The sequence below is a fragment of the Sedimentibacter sp. zth1 genome (genome assembly GCF_017352195.1).
In the GTDB taxonomy this organism is placed as follows: domain Bacteria; phylum Bacillota; class Clostridia; order Tissierellales; family Sedimentibacteraceae; genus UBA1535.
This window is the reverse complement of sequence record NZ_CP071445.1, coordinates 2,675,067-2,700,171: the sequence shown is the minus strand read 5'-3', so window position 1 is coordinate 2,700,171 and position 25,105 is coordinate 2,675,067. Positions and strand designations below refer to the sequence as shown.

Sequence of the window (25,105 nt, the reverse complement as noted above, 5' to 3'; positions counted from 1 at the left end):
TTTTATATTTATTGCGATTCCTATTGAGCACTCCACCAAGTACACAAAGCTACTACACCACCAGGGTGGACAACTTTTGAACAGTTAAGCACAATTTCTGGTGTAGTTGAAATATTAGGTACAATCTCTTGTCCTTGTTCTTCATCACTCCAAATTAACGATGTTAACGTTTCCATGTTTTCACCTCCTATCATTGTTTAATACAGCCATAATTTATATTCCAAAAATATTGCATTATTGCAATTTATGATCATGGCAAATTCAAAATCAATATATAGAAAATAATCAACACAAAGCCATACAATTTAGATGTTAAATAAATACAACCTAAAATGCTAATTATTAACTAACAACAAGTAAGCACACACAATATAAAACTATTTACAATTATTCATAATATGGCTCATATTTTTCAAATAAATAATCAATATACTCCTGTTTCATATCTGGAAAGGATTTTTGATAACATATATAAAAATCTGCAAAATCTTTAAACACTGATACGTATTTGTCAATGCCATAATTAGATATTAAATAGTTGGTGAATAATGGACCAATTCTATAGAAATAATAATAATTTTTCTTTTCTAATAGCATTTTACCTTTTTGCCTGTAATTTACATAAAAAACAATTTCCCAAAAATTTAATGTGTTAAAATCAGAAATATCTTCTCCATAGCATTTGCTATATATATAATAAGCTTTTTTAAGTAGACCGTCATTTGCATTTTTAGTTTCTACTAAATGCCCTAATTCTACTTCACGATAATAATTACTTAGTTCATATAAGCAATATTGTGCCAATCCTTCATAAATAAATTTATCAGTAACTCCACTATAACCAAATTCAGAAAGTGATACTGTGTGAGTATATTCATGTAAATAATCTATTAATCTAAGACATATAATTTTATCTAAATGGCTAGTTGATTGTGTGTGTATTTCATTAAAACTATTAAAATTATTAAAATAGCTCACATAACCTTCTACATATTTTTTTGTATACTTACCGGGCCAGAAGTCTCTTACATTCTTCATCTCTTTTTCAAAGGTATGTATACATTCTTTCACATTCTGATATGTTCCGTTATATCCTGTTATTTCTGCACATTCATCCTTAAATTCTCTATGAAAACAATATGTCATCCATTCTGTTACTATTGCAATCGGATAATGCTCATCACCATATATCTCATATCTGACAGGCAATGTTTCGTCCTGTAATGCTATATTGCAACCTATACTTTTTAGCCATTCATCGCAATATTTTTTGTATTCCTTATCAAAGTCAAGTGTTAACTCTGATGAACTTAATAGAAGCTCTTTAAGCTTGTCCTCTCCATGCTTTTCAGATATATGTTTTACAAATTTTTTTGCTATATATTTTGTCTTCTCTATATCTTCTTCTTTATAATATTCTGTTATAAATACAGGTAGTGTTAAATCCATAACCTCTGTATTTTTCTCTATAAATGTTGATATATCTGAATTTTCTATAATCTCCTGCTTACTTGCAACTATATTTAATTCATCTTCAATAGACTTTGAAATTCCATATATTAATCCATAATTGCACTTTGTGTCAGTTAATTTAAACATAGTCTGAATTATAAATTCTTCTATGCAACTGCTTTCTTCGTCTAATTTAAGGTATACAGTATCTTTTTCAATATGGTTATAGAATTCAGGGCTTATATAATACTCTGGAATTTCAGTTAAGTTATATTTTTCTACTAAATAATTTATAACCATATATGTATCAGATACATATTTTACTCTTTTATCCATTTCAACTGTGCTGTCAAACCAATATGTTATATTATCAGTTTTGAATGATTCAAAAGTCATATCACACCATTTTGTGTCTTCAATATTATCAATTGGATCATACATGACATATTTTGATGCAGATTCTTCTGGTGCTTCAATTTTTTCAGTAGTGTATGGTAAATCTTCTTTGCCACAAGCACTAAACACTAATGTTGATATTATTATTATTAAAAGTATTAGTTTTTTCATATTTATCCTATCCTTCACACTTAATATATACGTTTGAGTTTTACTTGAAATACTATGACTATTTCAATAAAACTATATAAAATAATATATAGTTTTATTGAATTCCTTTATAATGAAGAATTAGCTTACAATCTACATGAAAATTTACATTTGTATATTCTACCAGGTGTTGTAACTATCATACAATCCAATATTAACACAGGATCAACAGGTTCAGCCATTCGATTAATAGAATCTTCTGTTTCTTCTTCACTATTCCATATTACATCAGTTAAATTTTCCATATATTCCTCCTTTATCAAATTATATATAAATCAAAATATGTTTTATTTTGCATATATATCATATTTGTCAATTAAATAATTTAAGACTTCCTGTTTCATGTTGGGAAATGATTTTTTGTAACACGTAGAAAATTCAGCAAAATCATTAAACACTCCCATATATTTATTGATACCATAGTTTGATATTAAATAATTAGTAAATATAGGTCCAAAATAATATAGATAAAAATAATCATCCTCCATTACGTTTATATTAGAATTTTTGTAATTTTGATAAAAAAATATCTCACATAAAGTAAAATCATCCACTTTACCCTTATTCTCATTAGCAAATTGACTATAAATTTTATATATTAATTGATTATTAGCATCTTGGCTTTTACTAAACTCATTTAAACAACTTTTATCTATTTCTTTACTATAATTGCTAAATTTATTTAAACAATATTCAGCTATTCCTTCTATCAATAGTTCATCAGTTGAATAGAATCTATGATTTACCAATGATACTGTATGTGCATATTCATGAATATAATCCAATAAAGTAAGACAATCTATTTTATCGTAACAGCTTAAAGATTCATAATTATTAAGTTCAACAAAATTATTAAAAAAGGTTTTATATCCATCAGCATCTTCTTTTGTAAATTCAACCGGAATATAGTCTCTTACATCTTTCATATCTTTTTCAAGTGTATGTATGCATTCCTTAATATCCTGATATGTTCCGTTATACCCTGTCATTTCTGAATCTCTATCCTTAAATTCTCTATGAAAGCAGTATGTCATCCATTCTGTTACTATTGCAATTGGATAATGCTCATCTCCATATATCTCATATCTGACAGGCAATGTTTCGTCCTGTAATGCTACATTGCAACCTATACTTTTTAGCCATTCATCGCAATATTTTTTGTATTCCTTATCAAAGTCAAGTGTTAACTTCGATGAGCTTAATAGAAGCTCTTCAAGCTTGTCCTCTCCATGCTTTTCAGACATATATTTTACTAATTCTTTTGCTATATATTTTGTCTTTTCTATATCTTCTTCTTTGTAATATTCTGTTATAAATACAGGTAATGTTAAATCCATAACCTCTGTATTTTTTTCTATAAATGTTGATATATCTGAATTTTCTATAATCTCCTGCTTACTTGCAATTGTATTTAATTCATCTTCAATAGACTTTGAAATTCCATATATTAAGCCATAATTGCACTTTGTATCAGTTAATTTAAACATAGTCTGAATTATAAATTCTTCTATGCAACTACTTTCTTCGTCTAATTTAAGGTATACAGCATCCTTTTCAATATGGTTATAGAAATCAGAACTTATGTAGTACTCAGGTATATCAGTTAAGTTATATTTTTCTACTAAATAATTTATAGCCATATATGTATCAGATACATATTTTACTCTTTTATCCATTTCAACAGAGTTGTCAAACCAATATGTTATATTCTTAGTTTTAAATGATTCAAAAGTCATATCTCTCCATTTTGTATCTTCAATCTTATCAATTGGATCATACATGACATATTTTGATGCAGATTCTTCTGGTGCCTCTATTTTTTCAGTAGTGTATGGTAAATCCTCTTTGCCACAAGCACTAAACACTAATGTTGATATTATTAATAGTAATAGTAATAGTTTTTTCATATTTTTTCCCCTAATACATATTGATATTTTGTTATTTATTATATTTTAATTTTTTACATTTTATCATGACATTTTTGGAAAATTTCCAAAATACATTTTTATTCTACATTTTTTTCATATATTCTCCAAATCTTGTATTAATTTGACACTTTTATAATATTATTGTATAATATTGTCGATTATAGTCAATAGACACATGTGTCTATTGACATCAATTTATATTTATTTTTGTTATTAATAGGGGATAATTATGGAAAATACTTTTGGAGATTTTCTGAAAAATTTAAGAAATTCTTATAAACTTACTAGAAAAAAACTATGTTCAGGTATATGCTCTGAAAAGCAGCTAGAAAGAATAGAAAAAAACATCAACGAACCATCGGTATATATATTACATCATTTGTCTGCAAAATTTAATATAGATTTAAACAAATTTTACAAAAATTTTTATCATTATGAATGTTTTGAAGACCATGAATATTGTAACAATATAATCAGTTGTATAAAAAAATTAGATTTTACTACTCTATATGCTATTTGTAAAGAACTTGAAAAAAAACCTAATTTTAAAAAAGGTACTAATTTTGCACATCTGTGTTATGGAAAAGCTGCTTATGAATTTTACATTAATGAAGAATACTATAAAACTATTGAAATATGTATCGAAGGAATACAAGAGGAATCACCTAATTTTACATTGCAAAAAGTAGCAAACAATATATATTCAGATATAGGATATTCAATGTTAAATCTTATTTGTGGTTGTTATAGAAAACTAGATAAATTTGAAGAAAGCAAAACTATTGCACAATTTATATTAAACTCTATTGAAAAATTTTATTTCTCTCAATCTTATCAAAGTTATTACTCTATTTCATTTATTACAAAATTATATCAAACAATATTATGCCAAATAGTAAATACTAACTACAATTTAGGCCACTATAATGAAGCTTTAAAAAATATAGAAAAGTGTCTATCTTATTCTTTTGATAATAATATGTCTAGACTTATTGCAAGTTTATTTCAATTAAAATATCTTACATTATATAAATTAGGTGATTATAATGGTGCTAGAGAAGCATATCAATGTTCCATAACTCTATATAAAAACTCCAATAAAGAAAAAATAGCAATCGAGATGGAAGAAAAAGCAAAAAAAGAATTTCCTAAAATATTTGACCAAAATTCAAATTAACATGGCAAAAAGTCTCCAAAAATTTTAATAAACTATATGCAAACAAAACCATTTATCCTATCGCTTGTTTTTCTTTATTTAACAATTTTATCACCTTATTATATTTTACTATATATTAGCTGAATTGGCTACAAAATTTTACTGATTTTTCAATGCTTTCAATATATCTACTTAGAAAAGAAAACGGATTTAATTTTGTAACATTCATGTAGTGTAGCTGAAATTGTACGAAGTTAAACGTAATGCCCTTTGGTCAAGGTAGACTGACCTGTACCCCGTCCCGCGTATTTGACCATTATAGAGTGTACTGAAGTTACAATTTCCTACACGCAATGTGATTACAAAATTAATGTAGTTTTCTTTTTGCTTCATAGGCTAGCTTTAGTTATTGAAATCAAAAAAGTCTGCTTTTTAAAGCAGACTTTTTCGACAAGCTGAGCTGTGCACTAAAATTTGCACAGCTTTTAATTTGTTACTAAACTTAAATGACTTACATCATTGAAAATTATTTTTTCGTTACAATTGTCTTCTATTTTGAATTTAGTTAAACTGCAATTTTCTATAGATGGTTTATCCCATTTTGTAATTTGTCCAAAATTTAAATAATAATACATGCATTTAACAACCACACCATGAGTTACTATCAAAATATTTTTATCCTTATACTTCTTTTTTATATCTTCTATAAATTGTGATATTCTATTATACACATCCATGATACTTTCACCACTAGGATACGGTGTAACAAACGGATAGCTTCTTATCTCCTTCATAACTGTCCCATATTTTTTCCTAGCAATGTCAAATTGTTGTCCCTCTAAATCTCCTGCACATATTTCCATTAATCTCTTATCATAAACAACTGGTATATCAATATTTTTCTTTATTATATCTGCTGTTTCTACTGTTCTTTTTAAAGGACTCGCTATAATCAAATCAATATCTTCGCCAACTAAAAATTCACCAAGTTTTCTAGCACCTTCTATACCATTTGAAGTAAGTTCAGAATTAGTTTGTCCTTGAAATCTTTTCTGTACATTCCATTCTGTTTCACCATGTCTTGTAATATATAAAATCATATTATCCTCCAAAATATTCGTTAAACCATTTTTTTATTTCAAATGCAGTATTATAGGCTGATTTTTCAGCAATAAACTTTCCTGCATAATCATATTCATTTGCTTTATGCATATACATTGGGTCATAATAATTTGTCATCAAAAACGCTGCAACATCATCAAAATTATTTTCTCTTAACTTGTTTTGAAGATCATCTACTTTTTCATTAGATATATATCTTCTTAGCTTATCAATTGCAGCTATAGATTCCTCAATCCAGTTTTCATTTAGTACGTAATCCTTTTTAAGGCTTTCAATCCTATAAGGTATTGATGCATCAACATTTATATGTATGCCATTTTTCATACTGCTAAATATATATTCAGGCACTACACATTTTCCTATCTTTTTGCTTTCAGCCTCTACAAATACATATTTGGATTTTATATCACTTAACTCTTGATATAAATTTGCTTCGAACGTTTTTTGTGTATTACAATTTCCTATACAAACACTTCCAAGAAGTGAACCTCTGTGATTAGCACATCCTTCTAAATCCAATATATCAAATTCTGAATTTTTAAGTTCATAAAGTATATTTGTCTTGCCTACACCTGTGTTTCCATGCATAACAATGTATGTTATATCTTTACTTAAATTAGGCATATTGTTCAATACATATTTTCTATAACCTTTGTAACCGTCTTTTAACTTGAACAAATTAACACCTATTGCACTAAATATAGATGCAAATGCCGTGCTTCTATATCCTCCCCTTGCACAAAACACTACTACTAATGTATTTTTTTTCTTTAGCTCAAGAACTTTATCAAATATCTCTGGTAACTTTGGTGAAACAAATTTAACACCTTGTCTTCTTGCTTCATTTTTACTTGATTGAGTATATGTTGTTCCAACAATTTTTCTTTCTTCATCATCAAGTATTGGTATATTTATAGCTCCTGCTATTGTTCCATCTTTGTACTCGCCTGGACTTCTAACATCTATTAAAATACAATCTTTTTTTAAATCTTTAAATTCTAATTCATTAATCATCTTTTCTCCCAAAATTATTGCGCAAATGATACTCTCAAATGCTCTATATCATTAAAAAGTATTTCTTTTATATTTTCACCATCTATTTCATATTTAGTCAAACTACAATTTTCAACAATTTGATCTTCCCAGTTAGGTGGAACTATTTCTTGTCGCATATAATGCTCAATGCAATTTAGCACTCCTCCATGAGCAACAACTAAAACTGTTTTTCCATCATAGTTATCAATAATTTCTTTAATTGATTTGACGCATCTATCATAAAACTGTAATAAATTTTCACCTTCTGGATAACAAACCTCATATGGATTGGATAAAATATTTTCAACAAGTTTTTTATCAATTAGTTTCATTTCATCAACAGTATGTCCACTAAAAGTTCCTATATCTATTTCCATTAAACTATCGAGTGTATATATGGGTATGTTTTTGTCTCCTTTTACAATTTCAGAGGTGTCCATCGTTCTTTTTAGAGGACTTGATATTATACAATCTATATCTGTGTCTTTGAATCTTTCACAAAGCAATTTTGCTCCTAAAATTCCTTTTTCAGTTAGTTCAGAATTACCCTGCCCCTGAAGCCTTTTTTCAATATTCCAATATGTTTGTCCATGTCTGGTTATATATATTGTTATCATAGTTACCTCCACGCATAATATCATTATATTATATACCACAACATGATTGTAGTAAACAGTAAGTTGATTTTATCCCTACATTTATATTATTTATAAAAACATATCACAGTGGTAAATTTAATTTACTTTACATATTGCATTTATTATTATTTTATTGTACAATTATTAATATAAATAATATATATTAGGAAGGTTGGTAATTTTAATGGGTGTATTCAATAGAATTAGTAATTTGTTAAAGGGTTATGCAAATAATGCATTGGATTCAATAGAGGATCCTAAAATTGTAGTAGAACAAGCAATTAGAGATTTAGAAAATGTGAAGAAAGAAACAACTGAAGCTGTTGCAAAATGTATGGCTGAAGAAAAAAAACTTGAAGCTTTATGCGAAGAAGCTAATAAAAAGGTTACTTTATGGCACAATAGAGCTGCAAATGCTTTAAAGGCTAACAATGAAGATGATGCTAAACAAGCATTGGAAGAAAGAAATAATTTTAAAGCACAATCTGAAAAATTAAAAGCAAATTTGGATGAACAAAGTCAACAAGTTACTTTACTAAGAAACAGCCTAGATGAAATAAATGACAGAATAGAAGAAGCAAAAAGAAGAAAAGAAAATATTGTTGCCCAAGATAGAGTTAACCAAGCAAACGAAAATGTAAATAAGGTATTAACTAAAACAGCTAAAAATAATGTGTTTGAAGAATTAGATAGAATGGAAGAAAAGGTTAATTCTAAAAAATTCAAAATAGAATCATTAAGAGAATTAGAAAAAGATTCAAGTAAAGATGCTGATTTTGCAAAATATGATAATAATAGCGTAACCAATGATGATTTAGCTTCACTTAAAGCAGAAGTATTTGGTACAAATGTTGAATCTGATTTAGATGCATTAAAAAAAGAAATCGAAGGGTAGTTGATTAAATTGTCACAGGTTTATGTTGCAGAATATATTTCAAGTATTGACAGAGATAAAGCTTATGAGTTTATCAATATGCTTTTGAGCGCATTGCCTATAAAAAAAGATGAAAAAGTAGGAAGTATTGAGAGTAAAAACGTAAAATTAAATTATAATAAAACTAAGTTAAAAAAAGAAGCTAATTTTTATATAGAAATTGATGGTGAATATTACATGGCAAAATATATTCACTCAAAATTAAATCATTATGAAGAATGCATAAGCAATGAAATTACTGCATTTATACTTAGCAATGAAAAAGAAGTAGAAAATTTTATTATGGAATAGGAGAATTATTATGGGTTATGTTATTTTAGCTATTGTAGTTATTTTGGTTTTAGCTCTTATAGGCATGTATAATGGCATTATCAGAAAGAAAAACTACATAAAAGAGGCTTGGTCATCAATAGATGTACAGCTTAAATTGAAATCAAATGTATTGACTAATTTAGTTGATACTATAAAAATGCAAACAAAATATGAAAGTGAAACTTTGGAAAAAATCATAAGTATGCGTTCAATGCTTTTATCAGGTAACAAGGGTGAAGCTATGAAGGCAAATGATAGTGTATCTAAGATGATACCTTCACTTTTCGCTATGTCAGAGAGTTATCCTGAATTAAAGTCTAATCAGTCTTTTTTGAAATTGATGGAAGATATAAAAAATGTAGAAGATAAAATTGCATATGCAAGAACAAGATATAATAAAACTGTTACAGAGTACAACACATCTATTCAAACTTTCCCTGCATCATTATTTGCTGGAATTTTTAATTTTAAAGCTGAAGAAACTTATGAGATTAGTGATGTAGAAAGAGATTATTCTGATAATTTAAGAATAAATCAACTTTAATAGGAGTTAATTATGTCAAGTGATACTGTAATTACCTATGAACAGGTAAGAAAAAATCAAATACGAACAGTAATTTTAATAATATTATATATAGTATTAATTTTTCTATTATCATTTACCATTGGTTACTTCTACGATAATATTGCTATGGGTGCAGCAATAGGATGTTTTATAGTTTTTGTGTTATTGCCTATACAGATTTTTACAGGTAAAAACACTATAGGAGCAAACACTAGATGGCATGAAGCAAACATGGATGATGCAGAAGAAAGAGAAGCTTTTCATTTGGTAGAAGGGTTAGCAATATCAGCTGGACTAAGGGATACGCCAAGAGTTTATATCATTCCTACCGATGTCCCAAATGCATTTGCTGGTGGATTATCTTTAAAAAACTCATATGTCGGTATTACAAGAGGACTATTAGAACTTCTTGATAAACCAGAAACCGAGGGTGTAATTGCACATGAAATTTCACATATAACACACAGAGATGTTCTAGTGTCAACTGTTTCAATATATTTGATGAGTGCAGTTATTTTACTGGGAACAATTCTTTTAAGAATGAGTAGATATGGACTTGGTCATAGAAGTAGAAGAAGCAATTCTAAAGACAATACAGCGGCAATATTTGCTGCTTTAGCTATAGCAGGACTAATATTATCAGTGTTTATAAAAGTCATAGCAAACCTAGTAAATTTAGCTATATCGAGGAAAAGAGAATATATGGCTGATGCCAACGCTGTAAGAATTTGTGGATATTCAGAAGGAATTGCGAATGCTTTAACTAAAATATCAAATTATTCACCTAAATATTCTAGAGATCAAATTGATTCATTAGGTGGAGATGAAATGTTATGTATGTATATTTTCAATCCAAAACACAAGATTGGATTATTTTCTACACACCCTCCAATTGAAAAAAGAATAGAAATTTTAAGAAATATGTATTAAGATATTGAATATCAAAAGCAGTAAATTTAGTTAGTATTAAACTAATTTACTGCTTTTATTATAGTATGAATAAAATTATAATTGCTATTTTATAAGTGCAAACGAAAACTCTGCTACAACACATAACTTTCCATTTACATATCCTTTACCCTTTGCAAATACAAAAGGTACCTTTTCTTTAACTATCTCACATTCAGTTTCAAACTTATCTCCGGGTTTAACAGGGTTTTTGAATTTTACATTATTAAGTCCTGTAAAATATGGTGTGCAACCATTTATTTTTTCCTTAGGCATAAGTACGCATACAGATTGCGCTAACATTTCGCATTGCACAACACCTGGAACTACCGGATTTTCCGGAAAGTGTCCATCTAAGAACCATTCATCGCCTCTAATATTGATGATACCATGTGCAATATTATTATCATCTACTATCACTTCATCTAGAAGAAGCATAGAATTCCTATGAGGTAAAATATTTTCGATTTCTTTTTTGTTCATATTTCTCTCCTAGCTATAATATATAATATCTATACTCTTTTAAATGCAATGCAAGCATTGTGTCCACCAAAACCCAATGATGTAGATAAAGCATATTTTACATCTGCTTTTCTTGCTTGGTTAGGAACATAATCTAAATCACATTCAGGATCAGGCTCATATAATCCTATTGTAGGCGGTATAATTCCTTCCCTAAGTGCCAATAAAGAAACTATTGCTTCTACAGCACCAGCGGCACCAAGCATATGTCCTGTCATAGATTTTGTAGAGCTTACTATTGCAGTCTTTGCATTTTCATTCAAAGCCTGTTTTATCGCTCTTGTTTCTGATACATCATTAAGTGGAGTACTTGTTCCATGTGCATTTATATAAATATTGTCTAAATTATCAAAATTAGCTTCCTTTATTGCGTCAGCTATTGCTCTTGTAGCACCTGCTGCGTCTGGATCTGGTGCTGTGATATGATGTGCATCACACGTACAACCGTATCCACATATTTCTCCGTATATTTTTGCACCTCTATTTTTCGCATGCTCATATTCTTCTAATATTAGTGCTCCAGCTCCTTCTCCCATAACAAAACCACTACGTCTTTTGTCAAATGGAATTGATGCAGTCGTAACATCTTCAGTTGTAGCAAGTGCTAGCATATTAGAAAAACCGGCAAGACCAACAGGTGTTATCGCTGCTTCTGCTCCTCCTGCTATAATAGCATCAGCATAGCCATGTTTTATTGCTCTAAATGCCTCTCCTAATGTATTTGTGCTAGTTGCACAAGCTGTAACTATTGGTATGCAAGGACCTTTCGCATTATATTTTATAGCAATCGTTCCTGCTCCAATATTTGCAATAAGCTTTGGAATAAAATGTGGAGAAACCTTTCTTGGACCTTTTGTTAAAAGCTTCTCAGTTTCTGTAGAAAAGGTCATTATACCACCTATACCAGAACCAAAATATACTCCTAATCTCTCAGGCTCAACATGATTTTCTATTCCGCTGTCATTCATTGCTTGAGTTGCAGCTGCTATAGCGTATTGGCAATACAAATCATTTTTCTTAATTTGGCTTTTTTCTATGTATTGCGTAGCATCAAAATCTTTCACTTCAGCTGCTATTTTAACTTTATGTTCTGTCACATCAAATCGTGTTATAGGTCCAATACCGCACTTTCCAGTTATCAAACTACTCCAAAGTGTATCTATATCATTTCCAACAGGTGTTATTGCTCCAATCCCTGTTATAACAACTCTTTTCATTTTTCCTCCTAATTGACTTTGATTGGGCTTATATAGCTAAACCACCGTCTACTTTTATTACCTCTCCCGTGATATATCTTGCACTATCACTTGATAAAAATGCTACTAGTTCAGCAACATCCTCAGGTTTTCCCATATGACCAAGGGGTATTTGTTTTAGCAAAGGATTTTGGTCATCAATTAATTTGGTCATATCCGTTTCTATAAAACCTGGTGCAACTGCATTACAACAAATATTTCTAGACGCAAACTCTCTAGCTACTGATTTTGTCAAACCTATTAGACCTGCTTTTGAAGCAGAATAATTAGCTTGACCTGCATTTCCTATTATTCCCGCAATAGAACTAATATTGATAATTTTGCCACTTCTTTTTTTAAGCATAATGTTTGAAGTATGTTTTATCATATTAAATGCACCTTTTAAGTTTGTATCTATGACTGAATCGAAATTATCCTCTTTCATAGATAATATAAGTCCGTCTTTTGTAATTCCAGCATTGTTAATTAATATATCAATATTACCGAATTTTTCTTTGATGTCTTTTACTGTTTGTTTTGTAGCATTGAAATCTTTTACGTCGCACTTAAAGCAAAAAACTTCTGCACCTAATGCTTGAATTTCTGTGCAAGCTTCTTCTGCCTTTTCGCTATTTCCTGCATAAATTAATGCTATTTTTGCTCCACAGCTTGCTAATTTCATTGCAATTGCCTTACCAATTCCTCTTGAACCACCAGTAATTACTGCAACTTTACCATTAAGCATTTTTTACCTCCGATAAGGTTTTTTCTAAGCTTGCCATATCCTCAACATTGTATACCTTAACTTTATCAGATATTTTTTGTATTAGCTTACACAATGTTTTACCAACACCAACTTCTATAAATGTATCAACACCACATTCAATCATGTGTTCAATTGTTTTTTGCCATAATACAGGATTTAGTAATTGTTTTGCTAACAAGTTACCAACATCTTCTGTATAAACTTCAGCTGTATAATTAGCATACACAGGGATTTCTGGTTTGTTAAATTTCATAGTATCCAAATATGATTTGAATTTTTTTTCTGCCGATGACATAAAAGGTGAATGAAAGCCACCACTTACACTTAGTGGCAATGCTCTACCACCAGCTTCTTTGACATCAACTTTAAATAAATCCATCTCTTCTCTAAGTCCAGAAACAACCAATTGCCCATTGCAGTTATAATTAACAGGATAAACCTGATTATATTTTTTACATAAATTTTCCACTGTTTCATTATCCAGTTTAACTACTGCCATCATAACGCTATCATTTTCTTCACCAGATAACTGCATGTACTGTCCACGCTTGCATACAATTTCAAAGCCTTCTTTATAGCTCATGCTTCCAGCAAAGCTTAATGCAGCTAATTCTCCTAATGAAAATCCTGCTAATACATCTGGTATAATTCCTTTTTCTTTTAGGCATAGCGCTGCTATCAAATCCACAGCATACAGGCAAGGTTGCGTATTTTCAGTTTGAGAAAGGTCCTCTTTTGTACCGTTAAAACACAAATTTTTAGTTCCAGGTTTTATTTCTTCAAATTGCTCAAATAAATTTTTAGCAAGGTCTATATTATTATAAAGATCAGAACCCATACCATCATGTTGTGCGCCTTGACCTGAAAACACAAAAGCTATTTTACCCATTTATTAGCCCCCTTCAATATTTTTTCAGTTTCTTCAAATATTTCTTCTATAATTTCCTTTGCAGTTTGCTCCTTAGTAATCATTCCAGCAATTTGTCCTGATAAGAAGCATCCTTTTTTTTCGTCACCCTCTATAGCTGCTAATCTCAGCGAACCAACACCCATAGCCTCCAATTCTTCCTCAGAGATGCTTGAGTATTCAGCTTTGAAATAGTCCCTAGAAAATGGATTTTTTATACTTCTAACTGGATGCCCTAATCTTTTTCCAGTAGTTATTGTGGAAATATCCGTAGCTTTTAATACTTTTTCTTTATAATTTTGGTGTACTGAGCACTCTTTAGCAACTAAAAATTTAGTTCCTAATTGAACTCCCTGAGCACCTAACATAAATACTGCGCTTACTCCTCTACCATCTGCAATTCCTCCAGCTGCAATAACTGGAAGTGTTGTAGAATCACAAACTTGCGGAATCAAACACATAGTAGTTACATCTCCTACATGTCCTCCACTTTCTCCACCTTCCGCTATTATAGCACTTGCCCCAGCACGAGTCATTAATTTGGCCATAGCTACTGAAGCTACTACTGGAATAACCTTTATATCTGCATCTAACCACTGTTTTATATACTTACCTGGATTACCGGCTCCTGTTACTACCACGGGTATTTTTTCATCAACTACTATTTGCGCTATTTCTTCTACGTGTGGACTCATAAGCATTATATTTACACCAAAAGGTTTGTCAGTTAAATTCCTTGCAATGTCAATTTGTTCTTTTAAATAATCAGTACCAGCATTCATGGCAGATATAATTCCTAGTCCGCCAGCATTTGATACTGCTGCTGCAAGTTTTCCATCAGCTATCCAAGCCATTCCACCCTGAAATATAGGATATTTTATGCCTAAAAGTTCACAAATTGGTGTCTTAATCATAATACTATCCTACCTTTTTTTGAATGAAAGCTAGTAAGTCTCCAACAGTAGCAAGTTTTTCATTTAATTCTAGTTCAGTACCTAATTCTTCTTCTAACTCCATAACCATTTCAACAGTATCTAGTGAATCAATACCTAAATCTTCAAATTTTGAATCTACTTTAATTTCCTCTACATCACATTCAATATGTTCTGCTATAATCTTTGCTAATTTTCCAAAATTCATTTTAATCCTCCATGATTTTAATTTTATATTTTTTATTATTTTACCATCTTAATATACAAGCTGCGCTTGACAATCCACCACCGAAAGCAGTCATTGCAATAAGATCATCATGCTTTAATTTACCTGCTCGATTTAGCTCATCCAGAGCTATTGGAATACTTGCTGATGAAGTATTTCCATATTTATCTATGTTTACATAGATTCTTTCTCTTTCAACCTTTAACCTTTTTACAGCAAAATCAATAATTCGTGTATTTGCTTGATGCGGTACAATCATTGAAATATCATCAAATGTTAAACCTAAATCATCAACAACATACTGTAAATCCTTACACATTGCATTAACTGCAAACTTAAATGTTTCTTGCCCATTCATAAAAATATAAGGATCTTGAGCCTCTTTTTTATAGAATGGTGACTTGCCAACAAAATTCGGTATGTTAATTACTTCATTACCACCAAAGGAATTCAACTTAGAGTTTAAAAAGTTATCTCCTTCTCCGAGAACTAACGCACCTGCACCATCTCCGAATATAACACAAGTAGCTCTATCATCCCAGTCAACTATTCTACTCATTTGTTCGGTACCAATGACTAGCATTTTCTTGACTTTTTTTCTTGCGAAATATCCTGCTGCTGTTTCTAACATGAAGATAAAAGCACTACAAGCTGCATTGATATCCATAGCAGGACAAGTTGCACCTAAGTACTTTTGAACCATACTAGACATTGATGGTGAAACTGTTTCTCCACTAACAGTTGTACACAATATCATATCAAGCTCTTCAGGCTTAACATTAGCATTTTCAAGTGCATTAAGTGCTGCTTGATACGCTAAATCTGATGCAGATTCCGTAGTGCAAATACGTCTTTCTTTTACGCCTACTCGCTTAACTATCCACTCATCTGAAGTATCAATCAATGTAGAAAGTTCATCATTAGTTACTACTTTAGAGGGGACATATTTACCTGTACCTAATACTCTAAAACTCATTTTTTATCTCCAACTTCTTTTAATATTTATATTAATTAATTTACCAAAGCTAAACATAATGTAATATTTAATATACTATATTTAATATTTAATATACTATAAAAATTTATATATCTATTTATATTGGCGAATTAATCAATACCGTGATACGTAGTTTTAATAACTATGTAACATAATACTATATTTTACTAGCTTTGTCAAATATATTATTTTGATTATCAAAATATTTTTTATGTTACTATATTTTTTCAGTTTTGTCAACTAAAATATTTTGAATGTCAAAGTATTATAAATAAATTATAATTATTGTAACTTTACATATATTATGTTAATATGTATGTTAAAAATATTTATGGAGGATTGTTTTGAAAAAAAGATATGAACTGCATCAAATAACTATAGATTTAGCTAAAACTGCTATGGGAATCACAAAAGCAGATATGGTCATAAAAAATGTAAAACTTATAAATGTTAATACAAAGGAAATTATAGAACATGTTGACATTGCTATAAAAAAAGGTAGAATTGCTCTTGTCGGTGATGCTTCTCATACAATTGGAAAGAATACTAAAATCATTGATGGAACACCATATTTTGCGACTCCAGGATTTATAGATACTCATATACATGTGGAAAGTAGTATGATTACTGTTAAAGAATATGCTAAATGCGTTATCAAGCACGGAACTACAACTATCTATATGGATCCACATGAAATTGCTAATGTCTTAGGTTTAGAAGGAATAAAGCTTATGATAGAAGACGGCTATGATATTCCATTGAGAGTTTATTCGACTGTTCCTTCTTGTGTTCCAGCTTGCCCAGGTTTTGAAGATACTGGAGCAACGTTAAGCTCAAAGGATATAAAAAAAGCTCTTAAGTTTAGAAATGTCAAAGGACTTGGTGAAATGATGAATTATCCAGGTGTAATCTATGGCGACACTGAAGTACATAAATCCATTGCCTCCACTCTTAAAGACAAAAAAATTGCAACTGGGCACTATTCTAACTCTGAAGTAAAAGGATTAAATGCCTACATTTCTACTGGCATCAACTGTTGTCACGAATCAGTATCAAAAGAAGATGCAATAAACAAGCTTAGACTTGGCATGTATGTACAAATGAGAGAAGGCTCTGCATGGCACGATGTTAAAGAAACTGTTAGAAGTATAACTGAAAATAATATAGATTCTAGGTTTGCAGTTCTTGTAAGCGATGATACCCACCCTTATACCTTAATTAACGATGGCCATTTAGACCATATAATAAAGCGTGCCATAGAAGAAGGTGTAGATGAATTAACTGCTATACAAATGGCTACCCTAAATGCTGCCACATGCTTTGGTATGCAAAATGATTTAGGTAGTATTTCTCCTGGAAAATGGGCAGATATAAACTTAATAAGCAATTTAAAAACTGTAAATGTTGATAAGGTTATTTTCAATGGTGAACTTGTTGTTGATAATAAAGAATTATTGGTAAATGTAGAAAATATAAAATATCCTGACTTTAGCAAAAACACTATGAATATAAAAAACCCTTTAAAACCAAATGATTTCAAAATATGTGCTGATGGTATGTCAAAAAATGTGCGTATTATGGAAATCATAGAAGCTAAAGTACCTACAATTCAAAGATTTTTTGATATGCAAGTTATTGATAATGAAATTAAATCCGACATTGAAAGAGATTTAATCAAAATTGCGGTTGTTGAACGCCATAAAAAAACAGGCTTAATAGGCAAAGGCTTTGTAAAAGGCTTTGGGTTTAAATCAGGAGCTGTTGCATCTACCGTTGCTCACGATGCTCATAATTTAATGATAATTGGAACTAATGACGACGATATGGCACTTGCAGGCAATAAGCTAGCTGAGTGTGGCGGTGGCATGATTGTTGTAGAAAATGGCAAAGTAATTGCTATTAATCCTCTTCCTATAGCAGGCCTAATGAGTGAAGATAATGTTGAAATTGTAGCAAAAAGAGTCCATGAAATTGAATTGGGTTGGAAAAAGCTAGGTTGTAATTTAATTTCACCATTTATGACTAGTGCATTATTAGCACTTGCTGTTATACCAGAACTTAGACTTACAAACAAAGGTTATATTGATACTGTTAATTTTAAATCTGTAAGTATCTTCAAATAATTTCTAAAATTGTATTGACATTTAGTGTTAAAAACTGTATTATGTATATATAATAGATCTTAGCAGATTTATTTGTAACCTATTAATTTAGGTATTAAATTTAAAAAAACTTAAACAATCCCTCAAAAGCGAGTTGCTATAGTAGCAACTCGCTTTTACCCTTCTATTGTATTAAAATTTCCTAATGGACATGGTAATAAAATAATTGGAACAATTAACTGTCGAAACAACAGGTATTAATTTACACATAGTTTTGAGACGCGAGTACATTAATTACACAAATATATAGAAAATGTAAAAGACCTTAAGGTATATCAGTTAACTTTCTTAGGTGGTTTTTCATCAGATGCTGTAAACAATAGTATTAAAACGTATTACAAAATATTTCTAATTTTTCTATAGATGATACCGTAGAATTAACATTAAAAATAGAGTATTTAAAACTATTTTTTAATATATAGTTATTAAATACTCCTATTTAAACAAAATAATAAGTACCTTAGTGTAACATTAAATGTTTATTATATTATATATATTTAAATCAAATGATTTTCTATCATAAAGTTGTTTTTCATATTAACAGAAACACTACATAAAAACAACTTACTACAATAGTTAAAATACTAATTAATTTTCTGCAGTCTTCTCGTCTGCATTATTTTTTTTGTAAGTTAATTTTGCGAATAACATTGTTCCAAATATAGGAACAAGAATATTTACAATGAAAGGATCAAAAGGAATCCAGTTAAACAGTCCCATTTTATACAACAATAATGAACCTATACCTAAAGACATACCGCATATTGCATTTTTTATGTCATCTACAGCAAACTGTGCAAATACTGCACCAAACAAAGCTGGTAGCAACAAAGAAAATGATTTTGTAACTGATTCGGGAAGCATTGATATTAATTTTGTACCGACAATAACACCAACAACCAATAGTAGAATGTTCACAAAAACTGATGCACCAACTCCTATTGTAGATATTACAGAACCTTCTTCAGATCCAACTTCAGTTTCTGTAGCTTTTAATGCAGCTGCAGCACAAGGTATTCTTAAATTACTTATATTACCTGATAAAAAAGAAATATACGTTCCGGGTATTCCTAATATTGGGAAAAATGATATTGGTTCAACAAACCACCAAACTGCATTAATAGAAAGCTGCGCTACTAACGCTACCATTAAAGGTCCTTTAGATGGAACAATTCCAAACACAAATGTAACTATTATCGCAGGTAAAAACACTAATAACGTTCCTACCCAGCAAGTTATTTTTCCTGTTCTTATTATTTGTGGAATATATTTTTGATTATAATAATTATTATTCATAATATTACCTCCTTATATTAAAGCAGCAACTATTACGCCACCAACCATTGCAAATGTTAATCCCCATTCGTTAAGCCATTTTTTCTTTGTCTTCTTATAAATTATAGTAACTGCTAACATTATTAAAAAACCTGTTACTAATGCAATCGTATTTTTGTCTAAACTTATTGCATACCCTGCATTTAAATAACCATATGCACCTAACATAGCAGCGCTTGAAATAACCGGAATCATAGCTGCTGCTCCACCTGCTAATTTATTTTTAAATTTATCCATTTTATCAGTTAATAAAGCAGTAACTACTATCCAACCAACGCAACCAAAAGCCATTATCCACAAAGTAGTAGAAAAAACTTCACGAGGAATTACAGCATCTGTTAATGCAACTCCATATGCATTTGCTGCAAATTCTGCAGCCAACAATTCGTATGCAACATTACCTATATAAGCCAAGCGCATCAAAGCAGTTGGTCCACCAACGACTATTAACAATGACACCATTCCAATTACAATTACTATAGATGGTCCTATGGCAGAAATTGAACCTGTCACAAACGCTGTTTTCATTCGTTCATTACTAATTCCCATTTCTTTACCTGCTAGAAAACTTTTCTTCAAAAAACGTATTGTCTGAAGTAATACAAGTCCTACAGCCAATGCTGTTAGAAACCATAATACTGGACTATTAGCTATTTCTGAGTAGTTTTTCATAATATTAATCCTCCATGTTTGTTATTTTATCTAGTATTCTAACTAGGATTTTAATACCAGTACATAAACAATTTTCATCAACATCAAATGTAGGTTGATGGAATGTAAATTTCCCCAAATCATCTGGATTTGTAGTCCCAAAATAAAAATATGCAGCTTTTGACTTTAATCCAAAGTATGCAAAGTCATCATATCCCATTTCAGGTACTTTCATATACGAAACATTTTCTTCTCCTAAAACTTCAATTCCAGCATCTTCAAAAACATCTACTAAATCATCATTATTCGATAATGCAATACTTACTGTTGCCATACTTAATTCATTGGTACAACCATTCATTTCACAAATAGCATCTAATATTTCTTTCATTCTTTTAATAATATAATCTCTAATATCATTATCAAAAGTACGAACTGTCCCACTCATACTAATAGAAGGAGGTATAACATTGGTACCTTTAGGAGTACCAGCATTAAACGAGCATATTGACAAAACTGCAGGTTTAACAGGATCTACTTCTCTTGTTAAAAGATTTTGAAAAGCATTATATGCTTCAACACCAACCATTAAAGCATCTTTTATTTGATGTGGATAAGCTCCATGTCCTCCAGTCCCTTTAATAATTATATTAAAATTATCAGCACTTGCTAACATTTCATTTCTTCTTAATAGCAATGTTCCTACAGGATGATCAGGATTAGTATGATAACCAAGCATTATATCAATATCATCTACTTTACCAGAATCAACAATAAGTTTTGCTCCTCCAGGAGCTGGTCCTTCCTCAGCAGGTTGAAACACAACTTTTAATGTTCCGCATAACTCATCTTTATGACTTGCATAATACTTAATCAACCCAAGAGCAACTGTGACATGCACATCATGTCCACAAGCATGACATGCACCAGGATTTTGTGATTTGTATTCCACTTGCTTTTGATCTACTAATGGCAATGCGTCCATATCAGCTCTAATTCCAATTACAGGTCCAGGCTTGTCCCCTTTTACTACAGCAATTACAGCTGTTTTGCAAAAATTACTTATGATTTCCACATCAAACGTTTGTAAAATTTCCACAATCCTTCTTGAAGTTCTCAATTCTTCGAACCCAGTTTCTGGATGCATATGAAAATCTCTTCTCCATTTAACTAATTCTTCCTTGTACATATCAATACATTCATTTCTATTCATAAGTGCCTCCTAATATTTTGTTAATACGATTACAATTAAAATTCATCTAATTTATAAGTTTTATATAACTAATATTATATATATATAATATTTAAGTTATTATCAAACAATTATGTAATCATGATAACAAAAGAATAGCATACAATTTATATGTTGTCAACAATATAATTATTATATTTACTAAATCACACTAAATATATTGAATTTACAATGTATATACAATTTAATTTAGTAAGTTATCGAGTTCACATGTTTTTTCTATTTTTTTATGTAAATTACCAAAGTTTATTTATGAAATGGCGTATTGAAGAGTACTTTAAATTAAAAGCAGCTGTTTAATATTATCAAATATTTTAAAATAGCAGTTTCATAACAATTAAAAAACTAAAAATAGGAAACTCAAATCTTTAATTTATTGACCTTTAAAAATTATTATGCTATTCTTAATATGTTATCGCATTAATCGGAGGAACAATATGCAACCATTAACTAAAAAATTGTTAATTAAGACTGCCTATGAAATGATATGGGAACAAGGATTTGAATATGTTACAATTCGCAAAATTGCAACCAAGTTAGATTGCAGTAGTGCTGCTTTATATCGACATTTTGATAATCTAGACCACCTTATGACATATGCATGTATTGCTTTTTTAGAACGTTATATTGAAGAATATAAAATTATTAAAACTCAATCAAGTAATTCACTTGATACAGCACTTAAAATGTGGGAGGTATTAGCTTCATCTTCATTCTATAATCCTAGAATATTTTCTCATTTGTTTTTAGGTTCATATAGAACTCAAGTTTATGACATTATAAAGAATTATTATTACATATTTGATACTGAAATATTTAATGTTAGTGAAACTATGCAAACAATGCTACAACTAGGTGAACTTTTCTTTAGAAATAACGATTATATAAAACACGGTAGTTCAATATATACCAACGAAGAAATTTCTGTTATAAGTGATTTAACTGTTTATACATATTGCGGAATGTTAGAAACTTTAACAAAAAAAGAATATACAGTTTCAGAAGTAGAAGAAATGATAAGAAAATTTAGCAAGTGTCTTAAGCATATATATAGATAAACTTTAATAATTAAAAACAAAAAACACATTAATTACTTAATGTGTTTTTTTATTTATTCTTATAACTAAAATTTATTAAACGTTAGCCTCTTATATTTTTGTGAATTATATTCCTAATTCCTCTTTACATTCTTTGAATGCTTGTATTGCTTTATCTAAATCTGCTTTTGTATGACCAGCAGAAATTTGTGTTCTTATTCTAGCTTTTCCTTTTGGAACAACTGGGAAAAAGAATCCAACTACATATATACCTTTTTTTAGCATCATTTCAGCCATTTTTTGTGATAATACTGCATCACCAAGCATAATTGGAACGATTGGGTGTACTGAATCAATAGTTTCAAGTCCTATTTCTTTTATTTTTTCTCTAAAGTATTTAGTATTTTCTTCAACTTTATCTCTGTATTTTGTATCAGACATTAACATATCTAAAACTTTTATTGAAGCAGAAGCTATAGCTGGTGCTAATGTATTTGAAAATAGATATGGTCTTGAACGTTGTCTTAATAAGTCTATGATTTCTTTCCTAGCACTTGTATATCCACCGCTTGCTCCACCTAATGCTTTACCCAATGTACCAGTTATTATATCAACTCTATCCATTACATCATTATATTCATGAGTTCCTCTACCAGTTTTACCAACAAATCCTACTGCATGAGAATCATCAACCATAACTAAAGCATTATATTTATCAGCTAAATCGCATATTCCTTTTAAGTCAGCTATGATACCATCCATTGAAAATACACCATCAGTAGCTATAACTTTTAATTTAGCGCCATCTTTATCAGCTTGGATAAGTTTAGCTTCTAAGTCTTCCATATTATTGTTTTTGTATCTGTATTTTTTAGCTTTTGCAAGTCTAACTCCATCTATGATACTAGCATGGTTCAATTCATCACTTATAATTGCATCATCAGCAGTAGTTATAGTTTCAAACAATCCTCCATTTGCATCAAAACATGATGAATAAAGAATTGTATCATCCATACCTAAAAATTCAGCAATTTTTCTTTCTAATTGTTTGTGAATATCTTGAGTTCCACAAATAAATCTAACGGATGACAATCCATATCCCCATTTGTCGTAACTTCCTTTTGCAGCTTCTATTATTTCTTTATTGTCTGATAATCCTAAGTAGTTGTTAGCACACATATTAATTACACCGTCAACCTTAGTTGTATCAATTTTGTTGCTTTGTGGAGTTGTTATTATTCTTTCGTCTTTCCAAAGACCTGAGTCTTTGATGTCATTTAAAACACATTGAAAATGTTTTTGGTAATTCTTGTACATATTATATCCTCCATTTAATATTTATTTATTTTTCCCAGTTTAATATAATCTTTCCTGATTGTCCGCTTCTCATGATTTCAAAACCTTCCTTGAAATCTTTATAGTCAAATCTATGTGTAATTATTGGTGTTATATCAAGTCCTGATTGAATCATAGAGTTCATTTTATACCATGTTTCAAACATTTCTCTACCATAGATTCCTTTTAAGAATAATCCACCAAATATAATTTTGTCCCAATCAACTTTTGTTCCTGGTTGTTGAATTCCTAATAATGAAATTCTTCCACCATTAATCATGTTATCAAGCATTTGATTAAATGCCATACCATTTCCTGACATTTCAAGTCCTATATCAAAGCCTTCTACCATGCCTAAGTTTGACATAACTTCTTTTAAGTTTTCATTTTTTGTATTTACAGCTTTTGTTGCTCCCATTTTTCTAGCAAGGTCAAGTCTGTAATCATTAATATCAGTTATAACAATATTTCTTGCTCCAACATGTTTAGCTATAGCTGCAGCCATAATTCCTATTGGACCAGCACCTGTAATAAGAACATCTTCTCCAACCATGTTATATGATAAAGCTGTATGAGTTGCATTACCAAATGGGTCAAAAATACTATATAATTCTTCTGGAACATCTTTAGATGTTCTGAATAAGTTTGATGCAGGTATAGCTGCATATTCTGCAAATATACCATCTCTATTTACGCCTATACCTATAGCATGTTTACATAAATGTTGTTTTCCACCACGACAGTTTCTACATTTACCACAAACAATATGTCCTTCGCCAGTAACTATGTCACCAACTTTATAGTCTTTAACTAATTTACCAATCTCTACAATTTCGCCAACATATTCATGACCTATAGTCATTGGTGTTTTAATAGTTTTTTGTGACCATTCATCCCAATTATATATATGTACATCCGTACCACAAATAGCTGTCTTATGAATTTTTATCAAAACTTCTTCATCTTTAATTTTTGGTATTTCAACTTGTTCTAACCAAAGTCCTGGCTCAGCATATTTTTTTACTAAAGCATCCATTTTTGCCATTAAAATT

General features: G+C 29.9%; 26 protein-coding genes. 7 read left to right on the top strand and 19 right to left on the bottom strand.

The window, feature by feature from the left end:
• Nucleotides 1–20 precede the first annotated feature (20 nt).
• The 4 genes from JYG23_RS12910 to JYG23_RS12895 form a co-directional block, all read right to left on the bottom strand.
• A complete protein-coding gene (locus tag JYG23_RS12910; protein ID WP_207236097.1) occupies nt 21–176 on the bottom strand; it encodes a hypothetical protein in 156 nt (51 codons plus the stop codon).
• Between the two features lie 211 nt (nt 177–387).
• The gene (locus JYG23_RS12905) at nt 388–2,019 is read right to left on the bottom strand and encodes a hypothetical protein (RefSeq protein ID WP_207236096.1); all 1,632 of its coding nucleotides are present in this window, start codon (nt 2,017–2,019) and stop codon (nt 388–390) included.
• A 125-nt stretch (nt 2,020–2,144) separates the two neighbouring features.
• Entirely contained in the window at nt 2,145–2,303 is a 159-nt protein-coding gene (locus JYG23_RS12900; RefSeq protein WP_207236095.1) for a hypothetical protein, read from the bottom strand.
• 42 nt (nt 2,304–2,345) lie between these two features.
• Nucleotides 2,346–3,965, bottom strand: coding sequence for a hypothetical protein (locus JYG23_RS12895; protein ID WP_207236094.1), 1,620 nt, complete (start codon nt 3,963–3,965; stop codon nt 2,346–2,348).
• A 250-nt stretch (nt 3,966–4,215) separates the two neighbouring features.
• Here JYG23_RS12895 and JYG23_RS12890 point away from each other — a divergent pair, with 250 nt between their 5' ends.
• A complete protein-coding gene (locus JYG23_RS12890) occupies nt 4,216–5,163 on the top strand; it encodes a helix-turn-helix domain-containing protein (protein WP_207236093.1) in 948 nt (315 codons plus the stop codon).
• 464 nt (nt 5,164–5,627) lie between these two features.
• Here the strand turns inward: JYG23_RS12890 and JYG23_RS12885 are convergent, their stop codons facing one another.
• Genes JYG23_RS12885 through JYG23_RS12875 form a run of 3 tightly spaced genes read right to left on the bottom strand, consistent with a single transcriptional unit; the run spans nt 5,628 to nt 7,916 of the window.
• Nucleotides 5,628–6,242, bottom strand: coding sequence for a histidine phosphatase family protein (locus JYG23_RS12885; RefSeq protein WP_207236091.1), 615 nt, complete (start codon nt 6,240–6,242; stop codon nt 5,628–5,630).
• Nucleotide 6,243: 1 nt separating this feature from the next.
• Nucleotides 6,244–7,278: a tRNA 2-selenouridine(34) synthase MnmH gene (gene mnmH, locus JYG23_RS12880; protein ID WP_207236090.1), complete on the bottom strand. Its 1,035-nt coding sequence runs from the start codon at nt 7,276–7,278 to the stop codon at nt 6,244–6,246.
• Nucleotides 7,279–7,292: 14 nt separating this feature from the next.
• Nucleotides 7,293–7,916 carry a histidine phosphatase family protein gene (locus JYG23_RS12875; protein ID WP_207236088.1) on the bottom strand — a complete coding sequence of 208 codons (624 nt, stop codon included), beginning with the start codon at nt 7,914–7,916 and terminating at the stop codon, nt 7,293–7,295.
• Between the two features lie 205 nt (nt 7,917–8,121).
• On the opposite strand from JYG23_RS12875, the gene JYG23_RS12870 reads away from it, so the two are divergent.
• Genes JYG23_RS12870 through JYG23_RS12855 form a run of 4 tightly spaced genes read left to right on the top strand, consistent with a single transcriptional unit; the run spans nt 8,122 to nt 10,678 of the window.
• The gene (locus JYG23_RS12870; protein WP_207236086.1) at nt 8,122–8,832 is read left to right on the top strand and encodes a PspA/IM30 family protein; all 711 of its coding nucleotides are present in this window, start codon (nt 8,122–8,124) and stop codon (nt 8,830–8,832) included.
• Entirely contained in the window at nt 8,833–9,162 is a 330-nt protein-coding gene (locus JYG23_RS12865) for a hypothetical protein (protein ID WP_207236085.1), read from the top strand.
• A gap of 10 nt (nt 9,163–9,172) precedes the next feature.
• On the top strand, nt 9,173–9,727 hold the full coding sequence (locus JYG23_RS12860) for a LemA family protein (protein WP_207236084.1): 555 nt from the start codon (nt 9,173–9,175) through the stop codon (nt 9,725–9,727).
• Nucleotides 9,728–9,739: 12 nt separating this feature from the next.
• On the top strand, nt 9,740–10,678 hold the full coding sequence (locus JYG23_RS12855) for a M48 family metalloprotease (RefSeq protein WP_207236082.1): 939 nt from the start codon (nt 9,740–9,742) through the stop codon (nt 10,676–10,678).
• Between the two features lie 84 nt (nt 10,679–10,762).
• Here the strand turns inward: JYG23_RS12855 and fabZ are convergent, their stop codons facing one another.
• Genes fabZ through JYG23_RS12820 form a run of 7 tightly spaced genes read right to left on the bottom strand, consistent with a single transcriptional unit; the run spans nt 10,763 to nt 16,260 of the window.
• Nucleotides 10,763–11,179, bottom strand: coding sequence for a 3-hydroxyacyl-ACP dehydratase FabZ (fabZ, locus tag JYG23_RS12850; RefSeq protein WP_207236076.1), 417 nt, complete (start codon nt 11,177–11,179; stop codon nt 10,763–10,765).
• Nucleotides 11,180–11,208: 29 nt separating this feature from the next.
• The gene (gene fabF, locus JYG23_RS12845; protein ID WP_207236070.1) at nt 11,209–12,435 is read right to left on the bottom strand and encodes a beta-ketoacyl-ACP synthase II; all 1,227 of its coding nucleotides are present in this window, start codon (nt 12,433–12,435) and stop codon (nt 11,209–11,211) included.
• 28 nt (nt 12,436–12,463) lie between these two features.
• Nucleotides 12,464–13,198, bottom strand: coding sequence for a 3-oxoacyl-[acyl-carrier-protein] reductase (fabG, locus tag JYG23_RS12840; protein WP_207236066.1), 735 nt, complete (start codon nt 13,196–13,198; stop codon nt 12,464–12,466).
• Complete coding sequence (gene fabD / locus JYG23_RS12835; RefSeq protein ID WP_207236064.1) at nt 13,191–14,108, bottom strand: ACP S-malonyltransferase; 918 nt, start codon at nt 14,106–14,108, stop codon at nt 13,191–13,193. Before fabD ends, fabG begins: the two co-directional genes overlap by 8 nt.
• Complete coding sequence (gene fabK, locus JYG23_RS12830; RefSeq protein ID WP_207236060.1) at nt 14,096–15,040, bottom strand: enoyl-[acyl-carrier-protein] reductase FabK; 945 nt, start codon at nt 15,038–15,040, stop codon at nt 14,096–14,098. Before fabK ends, fabD begins: the two co-directional genes overlap by 13 nt.
• Nucleotides 15,041–15,044: 4 nt before the next feature.
• Nucleotides 15,045–15,266 carry an acyl carrier protein gene (locus JYG23_RS12825; protein WP_207236059.1) on the bottom strand — a complete coding sequence of 74 codons (222 nt, stop codon included), beginning with the start codon at nt 15,264–15,266 and terminating at the stop codon, nt 15,045–15,047.
• Between the two features lie 40 nt (nt 15,267–15,306).
• The gene (locus JYG23_RS12820; protein WP_207236058.1) at nt 15,307–16,260 is read right to left on the bottom strand and encodes a beta-ketoacyl-ACP synthase III; all 954 of its coding nucleotides are present in this window, start codon (nt 16,258–16,260) and stop codon (nt 15,307–15,309) included.
• A 419-nt stretch (nt 16,261–16,679) separates the two neighbouring features.
• Here JYG23_RS12820 and ade point away from each other — a divergent pair, with 419 nt between their 5' ends.
• On the top strand, nt 16,680–18,404 hold the full coding sequence (gene ade / locus JYG23_RS12815; protein WP_207238029.1) for an adenine deaminase: 1,725 nt from the start codon (nt 16,680–16,682) through the stop codon (nt 18,402–18,404).
• A gap of 627 nt (nt 18,405–19,031) precedes the next feature.
• Here the strand turns inward: ade and JYG23_RS12810 are convergent.
• From JYG23_RS12810 to JYG23_RS12800, 3 genes are read right to left on the bottom strand one after another with little or no spacing between them, the layout of a single operon-like run.
• Nucleotides 19,032–19,739 (bottom strand): hypothetical protein, encoded by a 708-nt coding sequence (locus tag JYG23_RS12810; protein ID WP_207236057.1) that lies wholly within the window; start codon nt 19,737–19,739, stop codon nt 19,032–19,034.
• 12 nt (nt 19,740–19,751) lie between these two features.
• Nucleotides 19,752–20,450, bottom strand: a complete 699-nt coding sequence (locus JYG23_RS12805) for a DUF5058 family protein (protein WP_207236056.1) — start codon at nt 20,448–20,450, stop codon at nt 19,752–19,754.
• A gap of 4 nt (nt 20,451–20,454) precedes the next feature.
• Nucleotides 20,455–21,642 (bottom strand): M20 family metallopeptidase, encoded by a 1,188-nt coding sequence (locus JYG23_RS12800; RefSeq protein ID WP_207236055.1) that lies wholly within the window; start codon nt 21,640–21,642, stop codon nt 20,455–20,457.
• A 476-nt stretch (nt 21,643–22,118) separates the two neighbouring features.
• Here JYG23_RS12800 and JYG23_RS12795 point away from each other — a divergent pair, with 476 nt between their 5' ends.
• Complete coding sequence (locus tag JYG23_RS12795; protein WP_207236054.1) at nt 22,119–22,739, top strand: TetR/AcrR family transcriptional regulator; 621 nt, start codon at nt 22,119–22,121, stop codon at nt 22,737–22,739.
• Nucleotides 22,740–22,844: 105 nt separating this feature from the next.
• On the opposite strand, the gene JYG23_RS12790 is transcribed toward JYG23_RS12795, so the two are convergent.
• On the bottom strand, nt 22,845–24,035 hold the full coding sequence (locus JYG23_RS12790; RefSeq protein WP_207236053.1) for a glycine C-acetyltransferase: 1,191 nt from the start codon (nt 24,033–24,035) through the stop codon (nt 22,845–22,847).
• A gap of 25 nt (nt 24,036–24,060) precedes the next feature.
• Nucleotides 24,061–25,089, bottom strand: a complete 1,029-nt coding sequence (gene tdh / locus JYG23_RS12785; RefSeq protein WP_207238028.1) for an L-threonine 3-dehydrogenase — start codon at nt 25,087–25,089, stop codon at nt 24,061–24,063.
• Nucleotides 25,090–25,105 lie beyond the last annotated feature (16 nt).